The organism is Shinella sp. 838, assembly GCF_029623935.1.
Taxonomy (GTDB): Bacteria; Pseudomonadota; Alphaproteobacteria; order Rhizobiales; family Rhizobiaceae; genus Shinella.
The window spans coordinates 271,599-295,456 of the sequence record NZ_JARSBQ010000006.1 but is presented as its reverse complement, the minus strand read 5'-3'; the positions used below and the strand labels follow the sequence as shown (position 1 = coordinate 295,456).

Genomic DNA, 23,858 nt, shown 5'->3' with positions numbered 1-23,858 from the left:
GGTCACTTCCGCAACGGCAATCGCGTGATCCGGTAGACGCTGGCTGGCGGCAGGTTGATCGGCACAAAGCTGCGAAAGCGCGCTGTAAGGCCCAAGGCGAGCAAAATGGCATCAGGCACAGGGCACCGCGGTCCATAGGTGAACTGGAAGAGATGGGCGCCATCCGCCATGTGATCGAAGGCGCATGCGAGGATGCGCTCGACCTGTGCTCGTGGCATGGAGAGCAGCGGCAGGCCACTGATCGCCGCTGAAAAGCCGGACTGATCGCGGGGCAGGGCCGCTGCATCGGCTTCGAGCAGGGTGGCTGCCGGAAATCGGGATCGCAGCAATCGCGCGAAAGCGGGGTCGCGTTCCACCAGCGTCAAAGCGCCCTCAGGAATGCCGCGTCGCAGGAGGGCACGCGTGAAGACGCCTGTACCCGGGCCCAGTTCCAGCACGCGGCCACCATCCCGTGGCACCTCAGCGGTGATCGCATCGGCCAGCCAACGGCTCGACGGCGCGACTGCTGCCACCTGAAGGGGTCGGCTGATCCATGAGCGAAGAAACAGGAGGTGGTCGGACTTGCGTTGCGGCAGGCTCATATAGTCGGCTCCATCCGGCGATGAAGCCGATATCGCCGACGAGGCTGCAGTCCGCATTAACCCGGGTTAAGTCGCGTGGCCGCTTTCCCGCACACGCCTTGCGATACGGCTGAGGCCGACGGGTGTGACGCCGAGATGGGAGGCCAGATCCTTTTGCGGCACGCGTGCGACCAGATGCGGCTCCTCATCGAGCAGCAGCCGGTAGCGGGCTTCCGCGGTCATCGTCAGGAACTGGCGCTCGCGGCGCTCCTTGCGTTCGGCGAAGATCATCAGGGCGTGCCGCACCATGCGCGACCAGGACAGGTCGCGATCGGCCATCTGCTCCAGCAGCGTGAAAGGCAGTCGTTCCAGCACGCAGGCTTCGATGGCGCTGACGGAGAAACTCGCCTGACCGGATCGCAATGCGGAGAGGCTTGCAAAGAACTGCCCTTCGGCCACGAGGGACTTGATCCATTCCTCGCCCTGCCTGTTGAGATAGGTGAGCTTCAGGAGGCCCTGTCGCACAACATAGACGTAGGGATGCGCCTCGTCCTGGGAGAACAGGGTTTCTCCGGCGCGAACATGGCGCAGCTCAATCGCCTCCGCCACGAGGCCCCGATTGGCCAGAGCCATCCCAGCGATGTGCTCGAACAGTTTGATTGCGACGCATTCTTCTGGCTTGATCCGTACCAATACCAATCCCCCGGATGCCCGGCTTGAAAAACGCCGCTGGACACGCGCCATTTGTCGGGAGGCATTCGGCTGGACCAGCTGCCCCGTTTTCAACCACGTGAATTTGTTTGCTCGTGACGGATATACGAAAGCGACCGCAAACTTCATCCCGCCGCACACGAGGAAATTAACGCCCTCTCGTCCCTGATAGCGACGCATTCTCGCGTTGGGATCGGCTTGTCGCAACGTGCCGGCGTGCGCGCCCGATGAGGACGTATGACGCCTCTTTCGCACGGATTTGGTCACTGCCCGGAAGGGTGCAGGGAGGCCGATCCGAGCGGGGCGGATCTGTCCGGGGGATTGCTGGCGAAGGGGAACACGGCCCGCAGGCGCGGGTCGCGAAGCCAGAGCCCACCCCACATGAACAGTCCCAGATAACCGCTGAACAGGATGTGGCTGAAGAGCGGGCTTTCCGCCCTGATCTGCGTCGCCATCGCTCCCCCGAGAAGTCCCGTCATCAGGATTGCACCGAGCAGACGCGCAGGCGGGACGAGATAGAGCACGAGGCACGTCAGTTCGATCACGCCGATCATGAAGGCATAGCCCGCTGGCCAGCCGAGTTGTGCCAGGGTCTCTTCGGCGACCGGCATTCCCAGCAGCTTTGGCGTGATGGATGCACCCAGGAGAAACAGGGTGAAGAGACCGGTCAGGGTGCGGCCGGTCCAGAGCATGACGGGCTTGTTCATTTCCATGATCCTTGGTTCTGCAGCACTCCGCTGCGTGATTGGGGTATTCCTGCCGTCAGGAATGACGGGGCGCGACGCCTTGAACATCGATCTGCTGAATGGTTGCGCTCGGATGGATGGCGACGATCTCCAGCCGCCCGGTTCCCACATTGGTGAAGCGATGGGGAACGTGAGCGGGGCCGACGACGACATCCCCGGCGCTGCCGTGCACAGTCTCTTCGCCGACCGTGAACTCCGCTTCGCCTTTCTGGACGATCCAGGTCTCGGTGTAGGGATGGCTGTGCAGTTCGGAACCGCGTCCGGGCTCGACATCGACAAGGAAAAGTGAAACCGGGCTTCCGATCTCGCGGCCTTCCAGCCGAACGGTGCGGCGCTGGTCGGGGGCGGGCTCCTTGCGACGGCGAACCGTGATCATTCTGGTCTCCTGCTGCCATTGGTGCGCCGGCGGGCGCAATTGTCTTTGTGAGAAGATACTTCATCAAAACTGTCTTCCCGTCAAGATATATATCTTTGCATAAAGACAGTTTATTGCGGACGGCGCTTGCTCTAGGATCGGCTAGCGGAGTTAAGCGACACATGAGGCAGGCAATGAAGGAAGAAGGCGAGGGGGCACGCTACGGCGTCCGCGGCGACAGCGCGCCGCAAGAGGATCACGTCGATCGGCTGCGCGCCCAGTGGACACGAGAGCTGCCGGACCTCGACACGGAGCCCATGGCCATTCTCGGCCGGGCCAAGCGGCTCTCCAACCTCGTGGCTGCTGGTATCGAGGACACGTTCGCTGCCTTCGATCTCGACCGCGGTGAGTTCGACGTGATCAGCACGCTGCGCCGGGCCGGGCCACCCTATCAGCTGACGCCGACCGAGATGTATACGTCGCTGATGCTGTCCTCGGGCGGCCTTACGCATCGGCTGAGCCGGCTTGAGAAAACCGGGCTCATCCGGCGCGAGAAGTCGAACCTCGATGGGCGAAGCGTCGTCGTGACATTGCTGCCGCGGGGAATAGAACTGGCGGAACAGGCCTTCAGGGCGGACATGGCCAATGAGCTTCTGGTTCTGCAGCCGTTGAACCGGGACGAGCGAGACCTGCTGTCCGCCTTGCTTCGTAAACTGCTTCACAGCCTCGAAAGCCAGAGCAAGCCCGACGTTTAATTCTGTGCTGCCGTCTACCCGTGACGTGCTCTGCCCCCCAAAGACAGTCCGGCGCATTGGCGAGCGTTAAGCTTAACTGCCATTAAGATACTGGTTTCGGTTCACAAATTCCGGCTTTGCGGATAATCGTTGCAGCCTGTTTGTGAGAAAGCCCCATCTCCATGGCCACCATAACCGGCACTGCCTCCAACGACCTTCTCTACGGCACCGACACCACCGACACCTACAAAGGGCTGGGCGGTGACGACAAGTTCGTCTGGAGCAAGGGTAACGACAGCGTCTATGGCGGCGACGGATGGGACACGATGTCCTACTTTCACTATACCGGTAACGTCACGGTGACGCTTAACGGTGAAAGCCGCGGCATTGCCACCGGTTCGCTTGGCGATACGAAGCACCTTTATTCCATCGAGGCCGTCATCCTCGGCAACGGCACCGACGTCGCAACGGGGGATGCAGGCGCCAATACCTTCTTCGGGCTTCGCGGCGACGACCGTTTCGTCTACTCGCCCGGCGAGGATTTGATGTACGGTGATGATGGCTGGGATACGCTCGACTACTTCGCCTACACGGGTAACCTCGCCATAACCATGAAGGGCGACAAGCTCGGCACGACGAAGGGATCGCTGGGCGACCTCCAGCACTTCTATTCGATCGAAGCGATCGTCCTCGGCCGCGGCAACGATATCGTCAAGGGCGACGCGGCCGCAAACACAATCTGGGGTGAGCGCGGCAACGACAACCTCGACGGTGGAAAGGGCAATGACAAGCTGGACGGCGGTGCCGGCAGCGACAAGCTGCGCGGCAGCATCGGCGCAGACCGCTTGACGGGTGGTACGGGTGCCGACCAATTTGTCTTCAAGTCCATCGCGGAATCGACCGTCAGCGCGTCCGGTCGCGACTTCATCACCGATTTCAGCCAGATACAGGGCGACAAGATCAACCTGTCCGTGATCGACGCCAACACGAAGCTTGCCGGCGATCAGGCCTTCAGCTTCATCGGTGCGACTGGTTTCCACCACGAAGCTGGAGAACTTCGCATCGCCACGGCGTCCGGCGACACCTACTTGTACGGAGATGTCGATGGCAACGGCAAAGCCGATTTCGCCATCCGCATCGATGATATTGTCGCGTTCAAGGCGTCGGATTTCCTGCTCTGAATGTCGAGCGGTTGATCCTCGGACCGCCCCGGGTCGTGCTGATGCTCAGCGAATACCCCAATGCCTGTGGAGCGCCGTGCGTCAGGACAGAGGACTGGTCGTCCTGCCGCTGACGGCGGCGTGGATACGTTTTGGCCGGTCGATCTACCTTCCACGATGACGGGCTTCTTAACCGCCTTGCAAGCCGCTTGGATCACCTCCGGCACATCCACCGATGCGCGACAAGCAAGCAGATCGGACGCGTGTACGCTGTAGCGGGCGACAGGTGCACACGCGCCCGCATGCGCGCGTTTCTCACTCAGTCTGCTGACAGCGTCATGTCCCGTTGCGCTTCCAGTTCGGCCACGCGCGCCGTCAGGGCTTTGTGGATGTTTCCGAAAGCCGTGCTTCCCAGTGCCAGACGACGCGGCATTTCAGCCTGGTCTGCGACAGCAATCATCGCATCGACACTTCGTCCCACGTCGGCCAGCTTGGCGAAGCTTTCGCCTGCGCCTCCTCCGGCGATCCCCGACAGGATGCGGCGGATCTCGTCGACGGTCGTACCGTCATAAACGGGGCTGGCGGCTGCGAAATCGACGGAGGCGGCAAAGTCTGTCGGTGTCGGCCCCGGTTCGACGATCATCATCTCGACCCCGAAGCCCGCGAGCTCCTGCGACACCGCCTCGATGAAACCTTCAATGCCCCATTTGGTCGCGTGGTAGAGGCTGAAGCCGGGATATGCCACCTGGCCGCCCTCGGAGGACACCTGCAGGAAACGCCCGCCGCCCTGGGCGCGAAAGTGCGGGATGGTCGCGCGAACGAGATCGATGACCCCGACCAGGTTCGTGGCAATCTGGCGTGCGATAGCCGCATCGGCCAGTTCCTCGGCCGCCCCGAACAGGCCATAGCCGGCATTGCCGACGACGACGTCGATACGCTGCGCCGCGAAGGCTTCGTTGACTGCCGCACGTATCGAACCGGCGTCGGTCAGGTCCATTTTCAGGATGTTCAGGTTTGGATGTCCGAGATCCAGAGAGCCTTCCCGTCGGACGGTCGCGATCACATGATCGCCACGGGCGAGCAGTTTCTCCGTCATGTTGCGGCCGAAACCACGCGCCGCACCGGTAATGAGCCAAGTCTTCGTCATAGCAAACTCCTTGTTGACGCAGACCATATGGTGGACGGGAGAGTTATGCGGTATCGATGAAAAATCGCATGAATTGGTGAGCATGATTTGACAATTACACCTCCCCTCCCTGACCTGCTGGCCTTCGCTGCCGTTGCCCGCCATCGGAGTTTCAGCCGTGCCGCTGCAGAGATCGGCGTATCGCGCTCCGCACTGAGCCATACGGTACGGATGCTGGAGCAGCGTTTGGATTTTCGGCTGTTGAACCGCACGACCCGCAGCGTCGCGCTGACCGAAGCCGGAGCAGAGCTTTTGTCGAGACTCATGCCGGTTCTGGGCGACCTGGAAACGATCTTCGACGACCTTGCAGAACGGCAGGGCGAGCCATCCGGTCTGTTGCGGATCACTACGCCGGAATCGGCTGCGCGGCTGTTGATGCGGAACGTCGTCCCCGAGTTCCTGAAGCGCTACCCCCAGATGCGACTTGATCTTGCCGCTGACGGACGGTTCGTCGACATCGTCGCCCAGGGCTTCGATGCCGGAATTCGTCTGTCCGAGGCCGTTCCGCTTGACATGATCGCCGTGCCCTTCGGCGGAACCGTAAGGTTTGTGGCCGTCGCGTCACCGGACTATCTTTCGGCCAGTCCGCGTCCGGCTGTCCCGGACGATCTGGCTGTCCACCGATGCATACGTCAACGCTTGCCAAGCGGCACGCCCTATCGGTGGGAATTCGAGAGGGAAGGGCAAACCCGAAACGTCGATGTGCAGGGGGTTCTGACGCTGGACCACAACGGCATGATGGTCGAAGCGGCGGTCGCGGGAATGGGCATTGCCTATGTGCCGGAAACGGTCGCCAAGGAGGACCTGGACAACGGAACCCTGGTTCTGGTCCTTGAGGAATGGTGCCCGCCCGCTCCGGGACTTTGCCTCTATTTCCCCGGCCGTCGCCATGTCCCCGCCGGCCTTCGGGCGTTTATCGACGTCCTGCGCAGGGAGTTGCCGAACTGAGCGCCCGCGAGAACGAAACGAAGTGGCATATCGAAACCGGCCCGATCACATCCGCATTCGCGAATTTCCCCGCTTCGTGCCGGTCCTCCGACGAGGTTGGCCCGGACGGACGCCTTGGTCGCCCTGTTTGAAGAGTGCCGGGATTGCCGGTGGGAGGGCTGTTTTGACGATACCGGCGGTCAGGTGTAAGCTGGCGGTCTATCGTCAGGAGCCTCTACCATGCGTATCGGAGTGCTCGTTGCCGGCTTGGCCATGGCCTTGACCCCCACCATGGCGGATGCCCACAATTGCAAATGCCGAAATCGCGGCGTGATGTTCGAGCTCGGCCAGACAGCCTGTCTGAGGGTCGATGGCGGCTCCTATCTCGCGCGCTGCGAAATGAAGCTCAACGTCTCGTCCTGGACCAGAATCCAGGAGGGGTGCCCGGTGACGGAACGTTCGCTGAAGCGCCCGGCGCTCACCACTTGGTCACCTCGTCAGGTGATGTAGCGCCCGCTTCTGTATCTTGCCGTAGAGCAGGGCGATTGTGTCCGAGATGTCGTGTTTTCCGCGCGCCTGCTCTGACGCAATCCGGGATTCCGTGATCAAGCTTCTCAACCGATTGACCTTGGCGGCCTTGTTCATGCCCTGCCGCCGTCCGGTATTGTGCAATTGCCATAACCTCGTCCGACGCGATGCATACGGCGCCAGGCCTGCGGCGCGTGTTGCTTTGGAGTGGGAAAGAATATTCCGTCCCTTTGTTGTCGCGTTGACAGGATATTCTGCAACCAGGATACTATAGGTGGGGTGTGTCGCTGGTGGGCGATGCCGTTGGGATGAGAGTGGTAGATGGCGACCGTTCAGCAATATTCCGAACTTACCGGAAGAGACACTTTTGACAACGATGCGTTCTCAAGTAATGGGGAGTTTTATCCGGTATTTAAGATTGGTAAAGATGTTGTCGGTAGATTTATAGGGTCTATCGATGATTATCTTGGAAATGATCGCGCAGATTATTTTGTTCTTGATCTGGAGGCCTCCGGCCTAAAGGCTGGAGATGAGCTTTTCGTTTCTTTTTTTGGCTCTTCCGGCACGGATCTTTCTATTAGGTTTGGCGCATATACATATGAATATCTAAAAACGTTTGGGCTTAATTACAACACGCATCTTCTGAGCAATGAAAAGACGCGCGGTTCCCTGATCATACCCGAAGGCGTCGATGTCATTTCCTTCCAGGTTTGGAGCATCAGCGATTTCAGCGGCACCTATCAGGTCGATATGCTGCACCATCCCAAGCTGCGCACGCTCCTGAACTTGAAGGGTATCGGAGACCGGCCGGAGCTGTTCAGGGCTTCCGATGCGACGGAGCCGGTCGAGGTCCTGGCCGGCGACGGGAATGATTTCGCCTGGACCGGAAAGGCTGCGGATGTGATTTTCGGCGGGCTGGGCCGGGATATTGCGGTCGGTCTCGACGGCAACGATTTCATCTATGGCTACGGCAAGTCGGACATTTCCGGCCTTGGCGCCAAGGATGGGGCTGATCAGCTGCTCGGCGGGCGCGGCAACGACAAGATGTTTGGCGGCGCCGGCGGCGACTACATGCATGGCGAGTGGAACAACGACACTCTTAAAGGCGAGGACGGCAACGACCTCATGCAAGGCGGCTATGGCGGCGACGTGATGGACGGTGGCAACGGCAACGATCTGATGTATGGCGGAACGGAAACCAAGCTGCGCGGAGACTGGTTCGGCGAGGCCCTGACCCTCACCTGGGATGGCACGACGGGCAAGACCATGACGCCGCAGAAGTGGTCCATCCCCGGGGAGGTACAGGCCGACGACAAGAGCAGCGACCGCATGTCGGGCGGCAACGGCGACGACGGCATGTGGGGTCAGGGTGGCAACGACACCATGAAGGGAGGCGCCGGCAAGGACAAGATCGATGGCGGCAGCGGCAACGATGCGATTGACGGCGGATCGGGAAGCGACGTCATCCATGCCGGCAGCGGCGATGACGCGATCGTGGATAGCGGAGGGTCCGACAAGAGCTATGGGGAAGCTGGAAACGACACCTACGCGGTCCGTGAAATCATGGACAGCTACGAGCGTTATTTCAGTGGCGGCACCGGCACGGACACCGTGGACTTCAGCAAGCTCCAGGGCCTCAAGCCGGAAATCCTCGTCAACGACAAATATGTCGATATCAGAGGTTATACGGTCGACGAAGTCTTCCGCATGGAGCTCGAGGGCGTCGAGATCATCCGGGCCGGAAGCGGTGACGATCAGATAAGGATGAACGCGGACGACAACACGATCAACGGCAATGGCGGCAACGACAAGATCAACGGCGGCGGCGGCGACGACAAGCTCTATGGCGGGTCCGGCAAGGATGCTCTCGTCGGCGGCAGCGGCAAGGACATGTTCGTGTTCAACACGAAACTCGGCGCCACCAATGTCGATACGATCGGCGATTTTTCGGTGAAAAAAGACAAGATCGTTCTCGATGACGATGTCTTCAAAGCCGGGAAAGTCGGCGATTTGAGTTCGGGCGCTTTCAGCACCGGCACGAAGGCACAGGATGCTTCCGACCGCATCATCTACGACAAGGCAAGCGGGAAGCTCTGGTACGATGCCGATGGCAGCGGCAGCGGCAAGGCCGTTCTGTTCGGGGTGCTCGACAAGGGCCTGAACCTGACCGCGGGCGACTTCGATATCATCTCGTAGGGCAGGCGGCGCAATCCCGCTTCTTCGACGGCGGCAACGATCTGGCTGCCTTGGCCGGCAGATGACGCGCCGGCTGTTCTCCAGGACCGAACGTTGGCGGTCGGCCAATGACGGTCGCGGTTCGTGGAACCGCGACCGGGAGGTTTCCTTTGCCTTTCCGGGCCGGATCGATTGCGCCTCGGCGTAGCGTCGAGGCAATGCCCCGACAGGCCGGTTTGCGCCCGGCCAATCCGGGATATCAGTCGATCGTCAGCTTCAGGGTTTCGACGGCTACCTTCTCGACCGCGCTGCGCGTCAGCGCCTGCGGACGGCAGGTAAAGGTCTCGTAAAGCTTGATCTGGTCGTCATAGTGCGGTGACGTCTGGCCTGCGGGGCTGATGAAGCCGCTCTGGCCGGGCGGCGTCACCATGCAGACGGAGGCCGTGCCGTCCTTGAAGGTGATGAGATCGCTCTGCGTGCCGCGGTTCATCGTCGTGCCGACCTCGATCCCCGCATCCTCGCCTGTCTGCGCGATGCCGAGATAGTTCTTGGTGGCGAAAATGTGCTGCGGCAGCGTTGCGCGCCAGCTTTCGGGCTTGTCGCTGCCATGCTCCTCGGTCAGGGCGGCGGCGGCCTTGCCGAGCGCCGCAAGCATGATCTCGTTCCTGTCGACGCCGTTGAAGAAGTCGTGGCGCTGCGCGATGCCGGCCTTGTCTCCAAGAAGTGCGTTGCGCAGTACCTGCGTCGGGCGCGAGATACGGTTGAGGGCGACGGTCGGGTCGATGCCGGGCTGGTCGTCCATCAGCACGTCCGCCACCATGATCTTGACCCAGCGCTGGAAGAGCGCGACGGCAGGCGCCGTGGCGCGGCCGTCCTCGCCCCGGACCATGCGGCCGTCCCAGTCCTTCAGCACCGTGACCAGGCCCTGGCGCGGGTCATCGGCGGCAAGCTTTGCCGCCGCCTCGAAGAGGAACGGCAGCAGCGCGCGGGCATTGATGTCGAGAAAGGCGATGTTCTCGTTGATGTCCCAGACGTCCTGCGGCGTCAGCTTGTCCTTGCCGGTGATCAGTGCGACGATCTCGTCGACGCGGTCCGAAGCCCCCCAGGGCGTCGCCTCGAAGTTGGCGACCTCGCCATGGGCCGAACGGTTGTTCCAGTTGGCGATCCAGCCTTGCTCCGGATTGTAGGTCTTCGGCACGTCGGCGAAGGCGCGGATGCCCTGCCAGTCCATGGAGCCGTCGCCCCTGGCCGGCACGCGCTGGTCCTGCGCCGGATTGCGGACCGGCAGATAGCCTGGCGAGACGTAGCCGATGTTCCCGTCCTTGTCCGCGTAGTACCAGTTGATCGTGGTGGCGACGTTCTTCGCCTGTTTCAACCAGTCCTCGTAGCTCTGCGCCTTGGTCGAGTTGACCCAGGCAAGCAGCGTCTGGATTTCCCTGCCCTTCCAGGTGCGGTTGAAGGCGTAGGCCGTATGGCTTTGCGGGTCGATCTCGCTGACGACACCGTAGTCGCTCTCATAGACCACGGTGGCAACGTCGGCCTGGCCCTTGACCTTGAAGGTTTCCGGGCGGGCGCGCATGTCGTGCCAGGTGCCGTTCTTGCGGTACTGCGCCGGGTTGTCGGGATTGAGTTCGAGCTGGAAGTAGTCGTTGACGTCGAGCGGGCCCGCGGTCGCGCCCCAGGCGATCTGGCCGTTCGTTCCGAACAGCACGTTCGGCACCGCGAAGGGCGTCGAGCCGGTCAGGTCGAAGCCTGCGCCGTGCAGGCCGATCGAATAGACATAGGACGGGTTGAAATTGCCGAATTGCGGCCCGTTCATCAGCATGGTCGAGCCGTCGGTGGTCTTCTTCGGTCCGAGGATCCAGAGGTTCGAGGCGCGGGGGCGCGCTTCGTCTCCACCGGGAACGCTCCGGTCGGCGAGGGCGCTGAAACGCGTGCCATCCAAGAACGGCTTGTTTTCCGCCTTGATCTGATACTGGCCGCCCTTCGGCACGGTCGTCGGGGCAAGCGGGTCCTCCAGCCAGAACATCTGGTCGAAGAGTTCGGCGGCCTTCTCCTTGCCGTGCTGCTTCTCGAGTTTTGCCAGAACCTTGGCGTTGTCGAGCTCGGTTGAGTAGTGCGAGAAGCGGCCGGCCATGGTCACGACATAGATCATCGCGACGTCGAAATCGCTCCAGGTCGTCGGCTCGATCCCGAAATCGCTGAACTCCTTCGGCAGCAGCCGGCTGCGGTCGGCCAGAACCTCGGCGACGCGCTTGTTGTAGCCGGCGGCATAGCCGCGCAGGATGTCCCGTTCTTCCTTCGACAGGGCCTCGATCTGCGCCCGGATATCGGCATGGTCGAAATCGGCCCGCGTCGCGATGTCGTAGCCGAGATGGTCCGCGCCGAGCACCTGCGAAACCGTGCCGAGAACGGAATGCTTCGACATCTCCATCTGGAAGAGCCGGTCGGTCGCCACGGCATAACCGAAGCCGGCATAGAGCCCATAGACGTCACCGGCATAGACATGGGGCACACCCCAGTTGTCGCGGATGATCTCGACATCGGAAGCGGCGAGGGCGGCGGCGGGAGCGAGCGGCATAAGCGCGGCGGAGATCAGGAAAGCGGCAAGCGCCGGCCGGCGGGTGTGGAACATTCTTTCCTCCTGGCATGTTCACAATCGGCGCCATCCTCCATGGCGCGCGGCAACAATTACTATTAACCGAACGACCGGTCAATCTATTCTCGTCCGCCGGATGAAGGCGCTTGCGACGGGTGTGTGGCGGAATGCGCTGCCGGCGCAAAAAACTGTTGCGCGTCTGCCGGTTTTCTATATCTTATAACTTATAAGTTAGAAAACAGCGGGAGCAGATCCTTGTCAGTGCGACAGACTCCAGGCGGCCACCTTTCGGTGGCGCGCAACGATGACCTATTGTCCGGCGAACAGCTTGCCTTCCTTGAGGAGCGTGCGCGCTTCATCCGGCTCGAGACGCTTCGGCTGATCTCGATCGCCAAGGTTGGCCACTACACCTCCGTCTTCTCCTGCGCGGAGATTTTTGCGGCGCTCTATTACGATGTGATGCGGCTTCGAAAGGGCGAGCCGGCGTGGGCCGACCGGGACCGCTTCCTGATGGGCAAGGGCCATGCGGCCGTCGGCCTTTTCCCCATTCTCGCCGATCTCGGCTTCTTCGATCCCGCATGGCTTGAAAGCTATACGCGGCTCGGCAGCCCCCTCGGCGACCATCCCGACATGACGAAGGTTCCCGGCGTCGATTTCAGCTCCGGCTCTATCGGTCATGCCTTGTCGAACGGCGTCGGCATGCTGCTTGGCGCACGCTTTCAGAAACGGGATTTCAATGCTTTCGTCCTGCTCGGTGACGGGGAAATGCAGGAGGGCCAGGTCTGGGAAGCCGCCTTGTCCGCCGCTTCACACAACCTCTCCAGCCTCGTCGCGATTGTCGATCGCAACGGCTACCAGCTCGACGGCAAGGTCGACGACGTCCTGGCGATCGAACCGCTCGACGAGAAATGGCGCGCCTTCGGCTGGGAGGTCCATACCGTCGACGGCCATGACCTTGCGGCGCTGACGACGCTGCTGCGCGCCGTCAAGGCCGATCGCACGCGCGAAAAACCCTGCTGCATCATCGCCCGCACGGTGAAGGGCAAGGGCATCGACTACATGGAAACCGAACCCGGCTGGCATCTCGGCTATCTCGGCGCGGAAGACGAGGCCAAGGCCCGCGAAACGATCCTGAACACGGTAATCTCCCAATGACCCAGCTGCTTTCCAAGGACTCGTGGCAATACCGCGAGATCAACCGCCGTGCGCCTTCGCTCCCCACGCTGTCGAATGCGCTCATCGCCCTTACCGAGGCCGGCCATCCGGTCATGGCGGGCACGGCGGACCTGCAATATTCCAACGGCCTTTCCGCCTTCGCCCAGCGCTATCCGGAGCGTTTCGTGCAGTTCGGCATTTCCGAGCAGAACATGGTCTCGGCGGCCGCCGGCATGGCGACGACCGGCGTCATTCCCTATGTCGCGACCTTCGCCTCGTTCCTCGCGCTTCTGTGCTGCGAGCAGATCCGCATGGATGTCGCCTATTGCAGGCAGCCGGTTCGTCTGATCGGGCATCACACCGGTATTTCGCTCGGCTTTTACGGAACCTCCCATCACGCGACCGAAGACATCGCCATCATGCGCAGCATCGCCAACCTCGCTGTCGTGTCGACGGCGGACGGGCCGGCGCTCGATGCGGCCCTCAGGGCGACCGTCGACTATCCGCTTCCGATCTATTTTCGCATCCACCGCGGCCATGATCCGGTCGTCTATGAGAACGGTGTCACCTTCGAACTTGGCAAGGCGATCGTGCACGGCATCGGCAAGGACATCACGATCATCGCCGCGGGCTATCCCGTGCATGGCGCCAGACGCGCGATGGAGGAGCTGAATGCTGCCGGCCATTCCGTCGGCTTGATTGACATGCATTCGATCAAGCCGCTCGACGAAGAGGCGATCATCGAGGCCTCGGCCCGTTCCAGGGTCATCCTGACGGTCGAGGAGCACAACATCCTCGGCGGCCTCGGCGGTGCGGTTGCGGAAGTGCTGGCCGAAAAGGGCAAGGGCGCCCGCCTCGTCAGGCACGGTATCTGCGACGAATACAGCCTGATCGCCCCCCCCACCCATCTCTACAGGCACTACCGCCTGGACGGCGACGGCATCAGGGCCGTGGCGCTCGAAAGCCTTGCGTAAGGAGAATGCCGATGCCGACGAACAACGAAACGATCGCCGCGCGCGCGGAAGCCGTCATTCCCGGCGGCCTGTTGAGCCCCAGCCGGCGCCTCGGCGCGCCGATCGCCTTTGCCCGGGCGGAAGGCCCCTATCTCTATGACGCGGACGGCAACCGCTACACCGACTATCACTGCGCCTTCGGCGCCAATGTGCTCGGTCATCGCCCGCCCGCCGTCGCTGCCGCGATTGCGAAGACGGCTGAAAACCTCGATCTGATCGGTGCCGGCGTGCTGGAGCTGGAGGTCGAGGTGGCTGAGCTGCTCGTAAACGCGATCCCCTGCGCCGATCAGGTGGCCTTCTGCAGCAGTGGCTCGGAGGCGACCTACCATGCCCTTCGCCTTGCCCGCGCCTATACCGGGCGGAAACAGATCATCAAGTTCCAGGGCGGCTACCACGGCTGGCACGATTATGTCGCCATGAATGGCCAGTCGAGCCGCCAGATGCTCGGCTCCTACGACCCGATGTCCGATGGCATGCTGTTCGATGCCGCCCGCCACACCGCCATCCTGCCCTACAACGATGCCGGTGCCGTCGAGGACTACATCCGCAAAAACCCGGGCGAGGTGGCGGCGATCATCGTCGAGCCGATCGCGCACAATATGGGCGCGGTGATTGCCGAGACGCAGTTCCTCTCCGACCTGCGCCGGATCACCACCGAGCACGGGGTCGTCCTCATTTTCGACGAGGTGATCACCGGTTTCCGGCACGCGCTGGGCGGCTACCAGTCGATTGTCGGCGTCACGCCCGATCTTGCCACCTTCGGGAAAGCAGCGACCAGCGGATATCCGATCGGCCTCGTCGCCGGCCGACGCGAGATCATGGAACGGGTGGGCCGCACGGGTGAGGGTGCCGTCTTCATGGGCGGCACGTTCAACGGCACGCCGTCCTCGATGGCGGCCGTCAAGGCGACGATCGAGGAGCTGGCGAGACCGGGCGTCTATGAGCGGCTGTTCGAGCTTGGCGCCTATCTGCGCGGCGAGATCGACGGCATCATCGCGCGACACGGCCTGAAGGCGCAGGCCGCAGGCTTCGGGTCGGTCTGGCTCGTCTATTTCTTCGACGGCGCATTCCGCGACTACACGGATCTTCTGCGCAACGACAACGATCTCGACATGCGCTTCCGCCGCGCGCTGATCGCCGGCCGGCAGGTCTTCCAGCCGCTCCAGCTCAAACGCCTCTACCTCTCGCTGAGCCACGACCGCGCCGTCCTCGACGACACGCTCGAACTCATCGACACGACCATGGCCGGCCTCGCCCGGTCCGTCGCGGCCTGATCTTTCCAAACCTGCTCTCAAACACAAAAGGGGAACCCATGAGAACTCGGTTTTTTGCAATGATGGCGAGCGCCGCGCTCGTCGTCGCCTCTCCGGCGCTGTCCCGCGACCTGACCGTCGTCGGCTTCGGCGGCGCGACGCAGGAAGCGATGCGCGAAACGCTCTTCAAGCCCTATCAGGAGAAAGCCGGCGCGCCGCTTCTGGAAGAATCCTACACGGGCGGCATCGCCAAGGTGAAGGCCATGGTCGAAACCGGCACGACGACCTGGGACGTCGTGCAGATGGACGAGAACGAGATGATTCTCGCCTGCGACCAGGGCCTTCTGGAGCCGTTCGACTGGGCCGGTCTGCCGAATAGCGCCGACATCATCGCGCCGGCCAAGTCCGATTGCGGCGTCGGCGCCTTCGTCTGGTCGAAGATCCTCGCCTATGACGGCGACAAGACGAGCGGCGTCACCTCCTGGGCGGATTTCTGGAATCTCGAGAAATGGCCGGGAAAACGCGGGCTGCGCAAGCAGGCGCGCATGACGCTCGAAGTCGCCCTGCTCGCCGACGGCGCAAAGCCGGAGGAGCTCTACGACATCCTGGCAACCAAGGAGGGACAGGACCGCGCCTTTGCCAAGCTCGACGCGATCAAGCCGAGCATCCAGTGGTGGGAAAGCGGCGCGCAGCCGATGGAATGGCTGGCCTCCGGCGAGGTGACGATGACCTCGGCCTATAACGGGCGCGTCATCGCCGCGAACCAGCAGGGCCGGCATTTCAAGATGTCCTGGACCAACCAGCTCTATGCGATGGACTTCTGGGCCATTCCGAAGGGCGGCAACAGGGACCAGGCTTTCGACATCGTCAACTTCATGACGAGTCCCGAGCCGCAGAAGGCCTTTGCCGAGAAGATGGTCTACGGCGTGACCAACGCCAAGGCGATGGACAGCATCTCCGCCGACATCAAGCCGCAGCTTCCGACGGCCGAGGAGAACATGGTGGGGGCGCTCGCCGTCAGCACGCCGTTCTGGGTGGATCACGAAGAGGAACTTCAGCAGCGTTTCAACCGCTGGGTCGCACAATAAGGGAGGATGTCATGACCTATCGTGGGTTTTTTGGCGGGCTGGGCATGCTCGCCGTCCTGGCGGGGGCTTCCGCCGCCTTTGCCGATGCCGGCAAACTGACCGTCGTCGGGGCCGGCGGCGTGCTGCAGGACGCCGAGCGCAAGGCCTTTTTCGAACCCTTTGCGGCAGCGTCAGGCGTGGCGCTGACGGAAGATTCCTATTCCGGGCAGATGGCCAAGGTTCGTGCCATGGTCGACAGCGGCAGCGTCTCCTGGGATGTCATGCAGGTGGAGCAGAACACGCTCCTGTCGGGCTGCGCCGAAGGTCTTTTCGAGGGACTGGACTGGAGCAGGATCGGCAAGCGGGAGGACTTCATTCCCGAAGCCTACAGCGATTGCGGCGTCGGCGCCTTCGTCTGGTCCATGGTGCCGAGCTACGACAAGGCGAAGCTGGCGGACGGGCCAAAGAACTGGGCCGACCTGTGGAATGTCGAGAAATGGCCCGGCAAGCGCGGGTTCCGCCAGACGGCGAAGATGACCCTCGAAATCGCGCTCCTTGCGGACGGGGTTACCAAGGACGAGGTCTATGACGTGCTTGCGACGGACGAGGGCCAGGACCGCGCCTTCGCCAAGCTCGACGAGATCAAGTCGTCGATCCTCTGGTGGACGACGGGCGCGGAATCCGTCGAGCGCCTTGCCGCCGGCGACGTCGTCGCCACGGCGACCTTCAACGGCCGCGTCGCGGCGGCGAATGCCTCCGGCAAGGACTTCGCCCTCATCTGGGACGGTCAGGTCTTCGGCATCGACTACTGGGGCATCGTGAAGGGCTCGCCCAACCGGGAAAATGCGGAGAAGTTCATCGCCTTCGCCTCGACCGAGAGCGCCCAGGCGACCTTCCCGCAGCATATCGCCTATGGCGTCACGAACCTTGCGGCCATTCGCGGCGTCAAGCCGGAGATCGCCAAGGACCTTCCGACGACCGAGGCGAACATGACCGCGGCGGTGGCGCTTAACACGGAGTTCTGGGCCGACCACGGCGAGGCGCTCGAGGCGCGATTTGCGACATGGCGCGCGCAATGACGTCGGATGTTCTCCTGCGGCCGCGCATCGGCGCGGCCGACGGCCAGCAAGGGCGGGTTTCCGCCCTTGCCACCGGCTTTCGCGCCGACAGGCGGCGGCAGACGATCGTCAGCCTCGTCCTGATCGGTCCTCTCGTCGCCTTCATCGTCTTTGCCTTCGTGCTGCCGCTCGGCACCATGCTGTTCCATGCCATCAACAATCCCGAGGTCCGCACTGCGTTTCCGGCGACGCTTTCCTCTCTGGAGGACTGGGACGGGCGCGATACGCCGTCCGATGCGGCCTTCGAGGCGCTGGTCGCCGATATCCGGGCAGGCGCTGATCCCAAGATCATGGCGGAGGCGGGCCGCCGGCTGAACTACGAGATCACCGGGTTTCGCAGCCTTCTCGCCAAGACGGCCCGAACGGTCCGCAAGGCACCAGAGGCGCCGGCAAAGGCCCAGTTGCTCGCCATCGACGGGAACTGGGACAACCCGGCCTACTGGCGGGTCATCCAGCGCAACGGCGCGCCGCTGACGGCCTTCTACCTGCTCTCGGCCGTCGACCTGCGTCCCGGCGAGAACGGCGGTGTGCAGATGGCCCCGCCGGAGGAGCGGCTGTTCCTCTCGACGCTGATGCGGACATTGACGATCAGCGCGCTGGTCACGGTGATCTGCCTCTTCGTCGCCTATCCGATCGCCAATGCCATCGTCGCCATCGGCGGCCGGTTCTCGGCGATCATGCTGGCCTGCGTGCTCCTGCCCTTCTGGACGTCTCTTCTGGTCCGGACGAGCGCCTGGATCGTCATCCTGCAGAAGGAGGGGGTGGTGAACCGCCTGCTTCAGGCGCTGAACATCACGGATGCACCGCTCGAACTCGTGTTCAACCGGACCGGCCTCTACATCGCGATGGTGCATATCCTGCTGCCATTCATGGTGCTGCCGCTGGTCAGCGTCATGAAGGGCATCTCGCCGTCCTATGTCAAAGCCTCCGCTTCGCTGGGTGCCGGACCCGTCACGACGTTTCTCAGGGTCTATCTGCCGCTCACGCTGCCGGGCGTCGGCGCGGGATGTCTCCTCACCTTCATCATCTCCGCCGGTTACTACGTCACGCCCACCCTCGTCGGCGGCGCATCGGACCAGATGCTGAGCTACTTCGTGGCCTTCTATGCCAACACCACGATCAACTGGGGCATGTCCGCCGCGCTCGGCGTCCTGCTTCTGACCTGCATCCTCGCGCTCTACGCGGTTGTCGGGCGGATCGTCGGCATCGGCCGCATCGTCGGAATGGAGTGAGAGATGCCTGTTGCCTTGAGACGCGTGCAGATCGCCTTCTGCTGCCTTGCGATGATCTTCCTGATCGGGCCGACGCTCGTGATCATCCCGATCTCCTTCAGTTCGGCCAACTTCCTGTCCTATCCGCTGCCGGGCTTTTCGCTGCAATGGTATGAGAAGATCCTGCAGCCGCAGCCCTGGATGTCGGCGCTCCTCAACAGCCTGATCATCGGCGCCGGCGCGACATTGGTGTCGACGGTGCTGGGCACGCTGGCGGCGCTCGGCATGTCGCGCGGCCGGCTTCCCGCCCGGTCGATGATCCTCGCGGTGGTGATCTCGCCGATGATCGTACCCGTCGTCATCAGCGGCGTCGGCATGTATTTCTTCTTCGCCAAGCTGGGCCTCGTCGCGTCGTTCCTGGGTCTCGTTCTCGCCCATGCGGTCCTGGCGGTGCCCTTCGTGCTGATCACGGTCACCGCCACGCTGAAGAACTTCGACATGAACCTCGTGCGGGCGGCGGCGAGCCTCGGTGCGAGCCCGGTCCATGCCTTCCGCACGGTGACGCTGCCGCTAATCGCGCCGGGCGTCATCTCGGGCGCGCTCTTCGCCTTCGTCTTCTCGTTCGACGAGGTCGTCGTCGCGCTCTTCATCAGCGGTCCGGGCCAGCGCACGCTGCCGCGCCAGATGTTCGATGGCCTCAGGGACAATATCGATCCGTCTATCCTGGCGATGTCGACATTGCTCGTGATCATCTCCATCGTCCTGATGGGGGGCGGGGCCTTGGCCCAGAAGCGCGCGGCGGCGCACCGTTCGACCGGCAACAGCTAGGTGCCGGAACCTTGTTTTATTTTATCAGTCGATGCCGGAGCGTTGTCGCTCCGGCTGGACATGCTTTGTGGAGTGACTGGAAATGATCATCGTGACAGGTGCCACGCACGGGATAGGGCGGGCCTGCGTGGAGAAGCTTGCATCGGACGGCGCCCGCGTGGTGGCGACGGGCCGTGATGCCGAGGCGGGCAGGGCGCTCGAGGATATCGCTCCCGGCGTCACCTTCGTGCCCGGCGATGTCAGCCGCGAGGAGGATTGCCGGCGTGTCATCGACCGGGCGCTCGACCTTGGCGGGGGCGCGCTTTCGGGCCTCGTCAACAATGCCGGCATGTCGAAGCGCATCTCCTTCGCTTCCGCCACGCAGGACGACTGGGACGAGGTGCTTGCGGTCAATGCCCGCAGCACGTTTCTTTTCATTCGCCATGCGCTGGTAGGCCTGCGGCGCGGCAGGGGATCGGTCGTCAACATCGCCAGCATCGCCGGAAAGACCGGCGAGGAGGGGCTTGCCGTCTACTGCGCCTCGAAGGCTGCCGTCATCGGCCTCACCCAGGCGCTGGCGCTGGAGTTCGGCGAGGAGGTGCGCTTCAACGCGGTCTGCCCCGGCCAGATCGAAACGCGCATGATGGGCAAGATCATGAGCGACGCGCTGCGCAAGAAACAGCTCGAACTGCGCATCCCCGCCAACCGTTTCGGCGCCCCGCAGGAGGTGGCGGATGTCGTCGCCTGGCTGCTGTCGGATCAGTCGACCTATGTCAACGGCACGGTGGTGACCGTGGACGGCGGGGAAACCGCCGGCCTGCGCACCCCGCGCATCGCGCAGGTCTGAGATTTCTCCGGCGCCGGTTTCACGCGGCGCCGCGTTCCTCGAAGTACCGCAGGAGACTGGGCGAGGCCCGCTGGATATCGTTCTCGATGGCCAGGCGGGCCTTCTTCTTGTCGCCGACCCTGAGCGCCTCGATGAGATGGTCGTGTTCCTCCGCACCGGTATAGCCGTGCGGGATTTCCCGGTAGTAGACATTGAGGATCGGGCCCATCGAGACCCACATGCTCTCGATCTGGCCGACCAGCATCGGCATGCGCGAGAGGCGGTAGACACCGAAGTGGAAGGCCCGGTTGGCGGAGCGCGCCGCCTCCAAATTGCCGGCCTTTTCGTTCTTCACGAAGGCGGCGTGGAAGTCTTCGAGCTGCGCGAGATCGGCCGCGGTCACGTGGTCGGTGGCATGTTCTGCCGCCATCCCTTCGAGCGCCATGCGGATGAGCTTGATCTGGATGTAGCGGGCGCGGCTGAGGTCCGGCACCGTGACGAAACGGCCGGAACGCAGTTCCAGCGCCTGTTCGCTGACCAGCCGCAGGCAGGCCTCGCGCACCGGCGTGACGCTGGTCCCGAGCTGTTCTGCGAGATCCTGCATGAGGAGGCGGTCGCCCGGCGCGAAGTTGCCGACGATGAGGCCTTCCCGCACCTTGTTGTAGATCCGGGCGGACAGGCTGCCCGCTTCGCCGGGCTGCATCTCCATAACGCTCATGGGACTTCTCCTGATCTTTGTTGCAGCTCTAGCTGAAATGCTGGGGGCCGCCAATCGCTTATATCTTATCGCTCGACGCGACGGTGGGACGCCGCAAAAAGTTTCCCGTCTCCGGTGAAATTCGCTTGCATGCGTTTTCTGATAACTTATAACTTATAAAATAGCAAACACGGTTCCGGAGGCTACCTTGCACAACTCGCTGCGGGCGCGCGACATGGCGTACCACTTCCATTCCCAGACCAACCCGCGCAGGCACGAGGCCGAAGGCCCGTTGGTGATCACGGCGGGGGAGGGCTGCTACGTCGTCGACGAGATGGGGAATCGTTATCTCGAAGGCATGGGAGGCCTGTGGTGCGCCTCGCTCGGCTTTCGCAACGAGCGCCTTGCGGATGTGGCGGCGAGCCAGATGCGCAGGCTCGCCACCTACCACACGTTCAATCACCGCTCGAACGACCCGACAGTCGATGTCGTCGAGCAGATCGCGACGCTTTCCCCCATCCCGGGCAGCAAGGTCTTCCTCGTGAATTCGGGCTCGGAAGCCAACGACACGATGATCAAGCTCGCCTGGTACTACAATGTCGCACGCGGCAAGCCCGGCAAGCGCAAGATCATCAGCCGCAAGGGCGCCTTCCACGGCAGCACGATCATGGGGGCGGCCCTTGGCGGGCTGCCGCACATGCACGAGAGCTTCAACATGCCGGGTCTCAACGTGATCTATACCGAGAAGCCGCACTATTATCGCAACGCCCTGCCGGGCGAGAGCGAGGAGGCCTATTGCGCCCGGCTGATCGCTGCGCTGGAAACCCTGATCGAGGCGGAAGGGCCGGAAACCATCGCCGCGATGATCGCCGAGCCGATCATGGGGGCGGGCGGTGTTGTCACGCCGCCGCCGGGATACTTCCCGGCGCTGCAGCAGCTTCTGACGAAGCACGACATCCTGCTTCTTGCGGACGAGGTCGTTTCCGGCTTCGGGCGAACCGGAAAGTGGTTCGGGTCCGAGGCCTGCGGCTTCGTTCCGGACATGATGTCGGTCGCCAAGGGACTGTCCTCCGGCTACCTGCCCATCGCCGCGGCGGTGATCGGCGATCCCATCTATCAGGCGATCGCCGACGAGGCCGACCGCATCGGGGTCTTCGGCCACGGCTTCACCTATTCCGGCCATCCGGTCACCGCCGCGGTGGCGGCCGATGTGCTGCGCATCTATCAGGAAATGGATGCCCCGGGCCGGGCCGCCGAACTCGGCCGCCGGCTCTTCGCCGCGCTCGACGCGCGGATTGCGAGCCATGCGCTCGTCGGCGAGGTCAGGGGGACCGGTTTCCTTGCCGGCATCGAGCTGGTGGCCGACAAGGCAAGCCGCGCACCCTTCGATCCGGCCTTGAAGGTCGGCGCACTTGTCGAGCAGCGCTGCCGGGCGCACGGCGTCATGATCCGCAACATGGGCGACGTCATTTCGATTTGTCCGCCCTTCGTCATGACGCTTGAGGAAGTCGACCAGCTCGTCGACGGCATAGCGGCGGCGCTCGACGATGCCGCCGCCCGGCTTGCAGCGTGAGGGCGTGACGATGGATGATTTTGTCAATCTGGACCTCACCGCGCAGGCGGATCTCGTAAAGTCGGGGCAGGTCACGGCCGGGGAGCTGGTCGAGGCGGCCATCCGGCGTGCTGAAAAGGTAAACCCCGCGATCAACGCCATCATCGCCCCGCTCTATGACGAAGGGCGTGCGGAAGCCGCGCAGGCGGGCAAGGACAGCCTCTTTGCCGGGGCGCCGTTCCTGGTGAAGGACCTCTATTGTCACATGAAGGGCGTGCCGACCACCGGCGCCTCCCGGCTGACCCGGAACTTCGTGCCCGCCCGGGACAGCGAGCTGATGCGCCGCTACCGCGCGGCCGGTCTCAGCACGTTCGGCAAGACCAACCTGTGTGAGTTCGGCACGCTGGGCACCACCGAGCCGAAGCTGTTCGGCCCGACGCGCAATCCCTGGAACGTCGCGCGGTCGAGCGGCGGTTCGAGCGGCGGCGCCGGCGCGGCGGTGGCGGCGGGCATCGTGCCGGCGGCACATGGCGGCGACGGTGCCGGTTCCATTCGCATCCCCGCGTCGTGCTGCGGCGTCTTCGGACTGAAACCCTCGCGCGGGCGCATCACGCTGGGGCCGGATCTCGGCGACAGCACGGGCGGGATCGTCAACGAACATGTCCTCTCCCGCAGCGTGCGCGACAGCGCCGCCCTTCTTGATGCCACACAGGGTTCGATGCCCGGCGACCCCTACACGGCACCGTCCCCCTCGGGTCGCTATGCCGATGCGATCCGGATGAAGCCGCGCCGCCTGCGCATCGGCTTCACCACGGCCTCCCTGCTCGGCACCGCGGTCGATCCCGACTGCGTCGCGGCGACGATCGACACGGCGCGCCTTTGCGAAAGCCTCGGCCACGAGGTCGTGGAATGCACGCCGACGATCGATGGGGAGACCTACAACACTCTCTACAAGCGGTTCTGGGCGATGACGGCGACACGCGCGATCACCGCGCTGGCGCGAAATCGCGGCGAGACCCCGTCTGTGCTCGTGGGCGAGGTGGAGAGCTTCAACCAGTATCTCTACGGTGTCGGCTCGCGGATTTCGGCGGCCGACTATCTCGTCGATCTCAACTGGTTCCACACGACGGGCAGGACGCTGGCGAATTTCCTGCTCGACGTCGACGTCTGGCTGACCCCGACGCTTGGCACGCCACCGCCGGAACTCGGCCATTTCGATGCCGACAGGCATGGCGGAGAGGCGGTCATGGAGCGTTTTCTCGAGTTTCTCGCCTTCACGACCTTCGCCAACATGGCGGGCCTGCCGGCAATGAGCATGCCGCTCTCCTGGACGGCCGACGGCCTGCCCGTCGGTACGCAGTTCACCGGCCGGTTCGACGACGAGGCGACATTGCTTCAGCTCGCGGCGCAACTGGAAGAGGCGCGCCCCTGGGCGCAGCGCCGCCCCGCCGTCCACGCGGCTGAATGACAGATAAAAA

The 23,858-nt window shown here is 63.3% G+C and carries 22 protein-coding genes; 15 read left to right on the top strand and 7 right to left on the bottom strand.

Annotated elements, in window-relative coordinates:
* Positions 1-2: 2 nt before the first annotated feature.
* The 4 genes from P9A16_RS19945 to P9A16_RS19930 all read right to left on the bottom strand — a co-directional run bounded on the left by P9A16_RS19945 (position 3) and on the right by P9A16_RS19930 (position 2,393).
* The gene (locus P9A16_RS19945) at positions 3-581 is read right to left on the bottom strand and encodes a class I SAM-dependent methyltransferase (RefSeq protein ID WP_023512316.1); all 579 of its coding nucleotides are present in this window, start codon (positions 579-581) and stop codon (positions 3-5) included.
* A gap of 66 nt (positions 582-647) precedes the next feature.
* Positions 648-1,193 carry a Crp/Fnr family transcriptional regulator gene (locus tag P9A16_RS19940; protein WP_023512317.1) on the bottom strand — a complete coding sequence of 182 codons (546 nt, stop codon included), beginning with the start codon at positions 1,191-1,193 and terminating at the stop codon, positions 648-650.
* 341 nt (positions 1,194-1,534) lie between these two features.
* Positions 1,535-1,978 (bottom strand): DoxX family protein, encoded by a 444-nt coding sequence (locus tag P9A16_RS19935; protein WP_023512318.1) that lies wholly within the window; start codon positions 1,976-1,978, stop codon positions 1,535-1,537.
* A gap of 55 nt (positions 1,979-2,033) precedes the next feature.
* Positions 2,034-2,393 carry a cupin domain-containing protein gene (locus P9A16_RS19930; RefSeq protein ID WP_023512319.1) on the bottom strand — a complete coding sequence of 120 codons (360 nt, stop codon included), beginning with the start codon at positions 2,391-2,393 and terminating at the stop codon, positions 2,034-2,036.
* A 173-nt stretch (positions 2,394-2,566) separates the two neighbouring features.
* Here P9A16_RS19930 and P9A16_RS19925 point away from each other — a divergent pair, with 173 nt between their 5' ends.
* Positions 2,567-3,127, top strand: coding sequence for a MarR family transcriptional regulator (locus tag P9A16_RS19925; RefSeq protein WP_023512320.1), 561 nt, complete (start codon positions 2,567-2,569; stop codon positions 3,125-3,127).
* Between the two features lie 161 nt (positions 3,128-3,288).
* Complete coding sequence (locus P9A16_RS19920) at positions 3,289-4,287, top strand: calcium-binding protein (RefSeq protein ID WP_023512321.1); 999 nt, start codon at positions 3,289-3,291, stop codon at positions 4,285-4,287.
* Positions 4,288-4,585: 298 nt separating this feature from the next.
* Here P9A16_RS19920 and P9A16_RS19915 read toward each other — a convergent pair whose 3' ends face one another.
* Positions 4,586-5,413, bottom strand: a complete 828-nt coding sequence (locus tag P9A16_RS19915; RefSeq protein WP_023512322.1) for an SDR family oxidoreductase — start codon at positions 5,411-5,413, stop codon at positions 4,586-4,588.
* A gap of 87 nt (positions 5,414-5,500) precedes the next feature.
* On the opposite strand from P9A16_RS19915, the gene P9A16_RS19910 reads away from it, so the two are divergent.
* The 3 genes from P9A16_RS19910 to P9A16_RS19900 all read left to right on the top strand — a co-directional run bounded on the left by P9A16_RS19910 (position 5,501) and on the right by P9A16_RS19900 (position 9,103).
* Complete coding sequence (locus tag P9A16_RS19910; protein ID WP_024269953.1) at positions 5,501-6,400, top strand: LysR family transcriptional regulator; 900 nt, start codon at positions 5,501-5,503, stop codon at positions 6,398-6,400.
* Positions 6,401-6,619: 219 nt separating this feature from the next.
* The gene (locus tag P9A16_RS19905) at positions 6,620-6,889 is read left to right on the top strand and encodes a hypothetical protein (protein ID WP_023512324.1); all 270 of its coding nucleotides are present in this window, start codon (positions 6,620-6,622) and stop codon (positions 6,887-6,889) included.
* 339 nt (positions 6,890-7,228) lie between these two features.
* Positions 7,229-9,103, top strand: a complete 1,875-nt coding sequence (locus P9A16_RS19900) for a calcium-binding protein (protein ID WP_024269955.1) — start codon at positions 7,229-7,231, stop codon at positions 9,101-9,103.
* Between the two features lie 238 nt (positions 9,104-9,341).
* Here the strand turns inward: P9A16_RS19900 and P9A16_RS19895 are convergent, their stop codons facing one another.
* The gene (locus P9A16_RS19895; protein ID WP_023516130.1) at positions 9,342-11,717 is read right to left on the bottom strand and encodes a penicillin acylase family protein; all 2,376 of its coding nucleotides are present in this window, start codon (positions 11,715-11,717) and stop codon (positions 9,342-9,344) included.
* A 255-nt stretch (positions 11,718-11,972) separates the two neighbouring features.
* On the opposite strand from P9A16_RS19895, the gene P9A16_RS19890 reads away from it, so the two are divergent.
* The 8 genes from P9A16_RS19890 to P9A16_RS19855 all read left to right on the top strand — a co-directional run bounded on the left by P9A16_RS19890 (position 11,973) and on the right by P9A16_RS19855 (position 20,152).
* On the top strand, positions 11,973-12,836 hold the full coding sequence (locus P9A16_RS19890) for a transketolase (protein WP_051758791.1): 864 nt from the start codon (positions 11,973-11,975) through the stop codon (positions 12,834-12,836).
* Complete coding sequence (locus P9A16_RS19885) at positions 12,833-13,810, top strand: transketolase family protein (protein WP_023516128.1); 978 nt, start codon at positions 12,833-12,835, stop codon at positions 13,808-13,810. Before P9A16_RS19890 ends, P9A16_RS19885 begins: the two co-directional genes overlap by 4 nt.
* Positions 13,811-13,821: 11 nt before the next feature.
* A complete protein-coding gene (locus tag P9A16_RS19880; RefSeq protein WP_023516127.1) occupies positions 13,822-15,123 on the top strand; it encodes an aspartate aminotransferase family protein in 1,302 nt (433 codons plus the stop codon).
* A gap of 38 nt (positions 15,124-15,161) precedes the next feature.
* On the top strand, positions 15,162-16,190 hold the full coding sequence (locus P9A16_RS19875) for a polyamine ABC transporter substrate-binding protein (RefSeq protein WP_023516126.1): 1,029 nt from the start codon (positions 15,162-15,164) through the stop codon (positions 16,188-16,190).
* A gap of 11 nt (positions 16,191-16,201) precedes the next feature.
* A complete protein-coding gene (locus P9A16_RS19870) occupies positions 16,202-17,248 on the top strand; it encodes an ABC transporter substrate-binding protein (protein WP_023516125.1) in 1,047 nt (348 codons plus the stop codon).
* Entirely contained in the window at positions 17,245-18,519 is a 1,275-nt protein-coding gene (locus P9A16_RS19865; protein WP_023516124.1) for an ABC transporter permease, read from the top strand. Before P9A16_RS19870 ends, P9A16_RS19865 begins: the two co-directional genes overlap by 4 nt.
* Before the next feature lie 3 nt (positions 18,520-18,522).
* The gene (locus P9A16_RS19860) at positions 18,523-19,326 is read left to right on the top strand and encodes an ABC transporter permease (RefSeq protein WP_130516720.1); all 804 of its coding nucleotides are present in this window, start codon (positions 18,523-18,525) and stop codon (positions 19,324-19,326) included.
* 82 nt (positions 19,327-19,408) lie between these two features.
* Entirely contained in the window at positions 19,409-20,152 is a 744-nt protein-coding gene (locus P9A16_RS19855) for an SDR family NAD(P)-dependent oxidoreductase (RefSeq protein WP_024271388.1), read from the top strand.
* 19 nt (positions 20,153-20,171) lie between these two features.
* On the opposite strand, the gene P9A16_RS19850 is transcribed toward P9A16_RS19855, so the two are convergent.
* Positions 20,172-20,849: a GntR family transcriptional regulator gene (locus P9A16_RS19850; RefSeq protein WP_023516860.1), complete on the bottom strand. Its 678-nt coding sequence runs from the start codon at positions 20,847-20,849 to the stop codon at positions 20,172-20,174.
* A gap of 187 nt (positions 20,850-21,036) precedes the next feature.
* Between P9A16_RS19850 and P9A16_RS19845 the strand changes: the two genes are divergently transcribed.
* Both P9A16_RS19845 and P9A16_RS19840 read left to right on the top strand, forming a co-directional pair.
* Positions 21,037-22,401, top strand: coding sequence for an aminotransferase (locus P9A16_RS19845; RefSeq protein WP_023516861.1), 1,365 nt, complete (start codon positions 21,037-21,039; stop codon positions 22,399-22,401).
* Between the two features lie 10 nt (positions 22,402-22,411).
* Entirely contained in the window at positions 22,412-23,848 is a 1,437-nt protein-coding gene (locus P9A16_RS19840; RefSeq protein WP_278025913.1) for an amidase, read from the top strand.
* Positions 23,849-23,858 lie beyond the last annotated feature (10 nt).

Excerpts from the sequence above, each read along its gene's own strand:
- P9A16_RS19935 (WP_023512318.1), bottom strand. The coding sequence starts at position 1,978 with ATGAACAAGCCCGTCATGCTCTGGACCGGCCGCACCCTGACCGGTCTC.
- P9A16_RS19860 (WP_130516720.1), top strand. The coding sequence starts at position 18,523 with ATGCCTGTTGCCTTGAGACGCGTGCAGATCGCCTTCTGCTGCCTTGCG.
- P9A16_RS19870 (WP_023516125.1), top strand. The coding sequence starts at position 16,202 with ATGACCTATCGTGGGTTTTTTGGCGGGCTGGGCATGCTCGCCGTCCTG.
- P9A16_RS19930 (WP_023512319.1), bottom strand. The coding sequence starts at position 2,393 with ATGATCACGGTTCGCCGTCGCAAGGAGCCCGCCCCCGACCAGCGCCGC.
- P9A16_RS19925 (WP_023512320.1), top strand. The coding sequence starts at position 2,567 with ATGAAGGAAGAAGGCGAGGGGGCACGCTACGGCGTCCGCGGCGACAGC.
- P9A16_RS19905 (WP_023512324.1), top strand. The coding sequence starts at position 6,620 with ATGCGTATCGGAGTGCTCGTTGCCGGCTTGGCCATGGCCTTGACCCCC.
- P9A16_RS19855 (WP_024271388.1), top strand. The coding sequence starts at position 19,409 with ATGATCATCGTGACAGGTGCCACGCACGGGATAGGGCGGGCCTGCGTG.
- P9A16_RS19865 (WP_023516124.1), top strand. The coding sequence starts at position 17,245 with ATGACGTCGGATGTTCTCCTGCGGCCGCGCATCGGCGCGGCCGACGGC.
- P9A16_RS19920 (WP_023512321.1), top strand. The coding sequence starts at position 3,289 with ATGGCCACCATAACCGGCACTGCCTCCAACGACCTTCTCTACGGCACC.
- P9A16_RS19875 (WP_023516126.1), top strand. The coding sequence starts at position 15,162 with ATGAGAACTCGGTTTTTTGCAATGATGGCGAGCGCCGCGCTCGTCGTC.
- P9A16_RS19885 (WP_023516128.1), top strand. The coding sequence starts at position 12,833 with ATGACCCAGCTGCTTTCCAAGGACTCGTGGCAATACCGCGAGATCAAC.
- P9A16_RS19850 (WP_023516860.1), bottom strand. The coding sequence starts at position 20,849 with ATGAGCGTTATGGAGATGCAGCCCGGCGAAGCGGGCAGCCTGTCCGCC.
- P9A16_RS19880 (WP_023516127.1), top strand. The coding sequence starts at position 13,822 with ATGCCGACGAACAACGAAACGATCGCCGCGCGCGCGGAAGCCGTCATT.
- P9A16_RS19840 (WP_278025913.1), top strand. The coding sequence starts at position 22,412 with ATGGATGATTTTGTCAATCTGGACCTCACCGCGCAGGCGGATCTCGTA.
- P9A16_RS19895 (WP_023516130.1), bottom strand. The coding sequence starts at position 11,717 with ATGTTCCACACCCGCCGGCCGGCGCTTGCCGCTTTCCTGATCTCCGCC.
- P9A16_RS19945 (WP_023512316.1), bottom strand. The coding sequence starts at position 581 with ATGAGCCTGCCGCAACGCAAGTCCGACCACCTCCTGTTTCTTCGCTCA.
- P9A16_RS19940 (WP_023512317.1), bottom strand. The coding sequence starts at position 1,193 with ATGGCTCTGGCCAATCGGGGCCTCGTGGCGGAGGCGATTGAGCTGCGC.
- P9A16_RS19900 (WP_024269955.1), top strand. The coding sequence starts at position 7,229 with ATGGCGACCGTTCAGCAATATTCCGAACTTACCGGAAGAGACACTTTT.
- P9A16_RS19915 (WP_023512322.1), bottom strand. The coding sequence starts at position 5,413 with ATGACGAAGACTTGGCTCATTACCGGTGCGGCGCGTGGTTTCGGCCGC.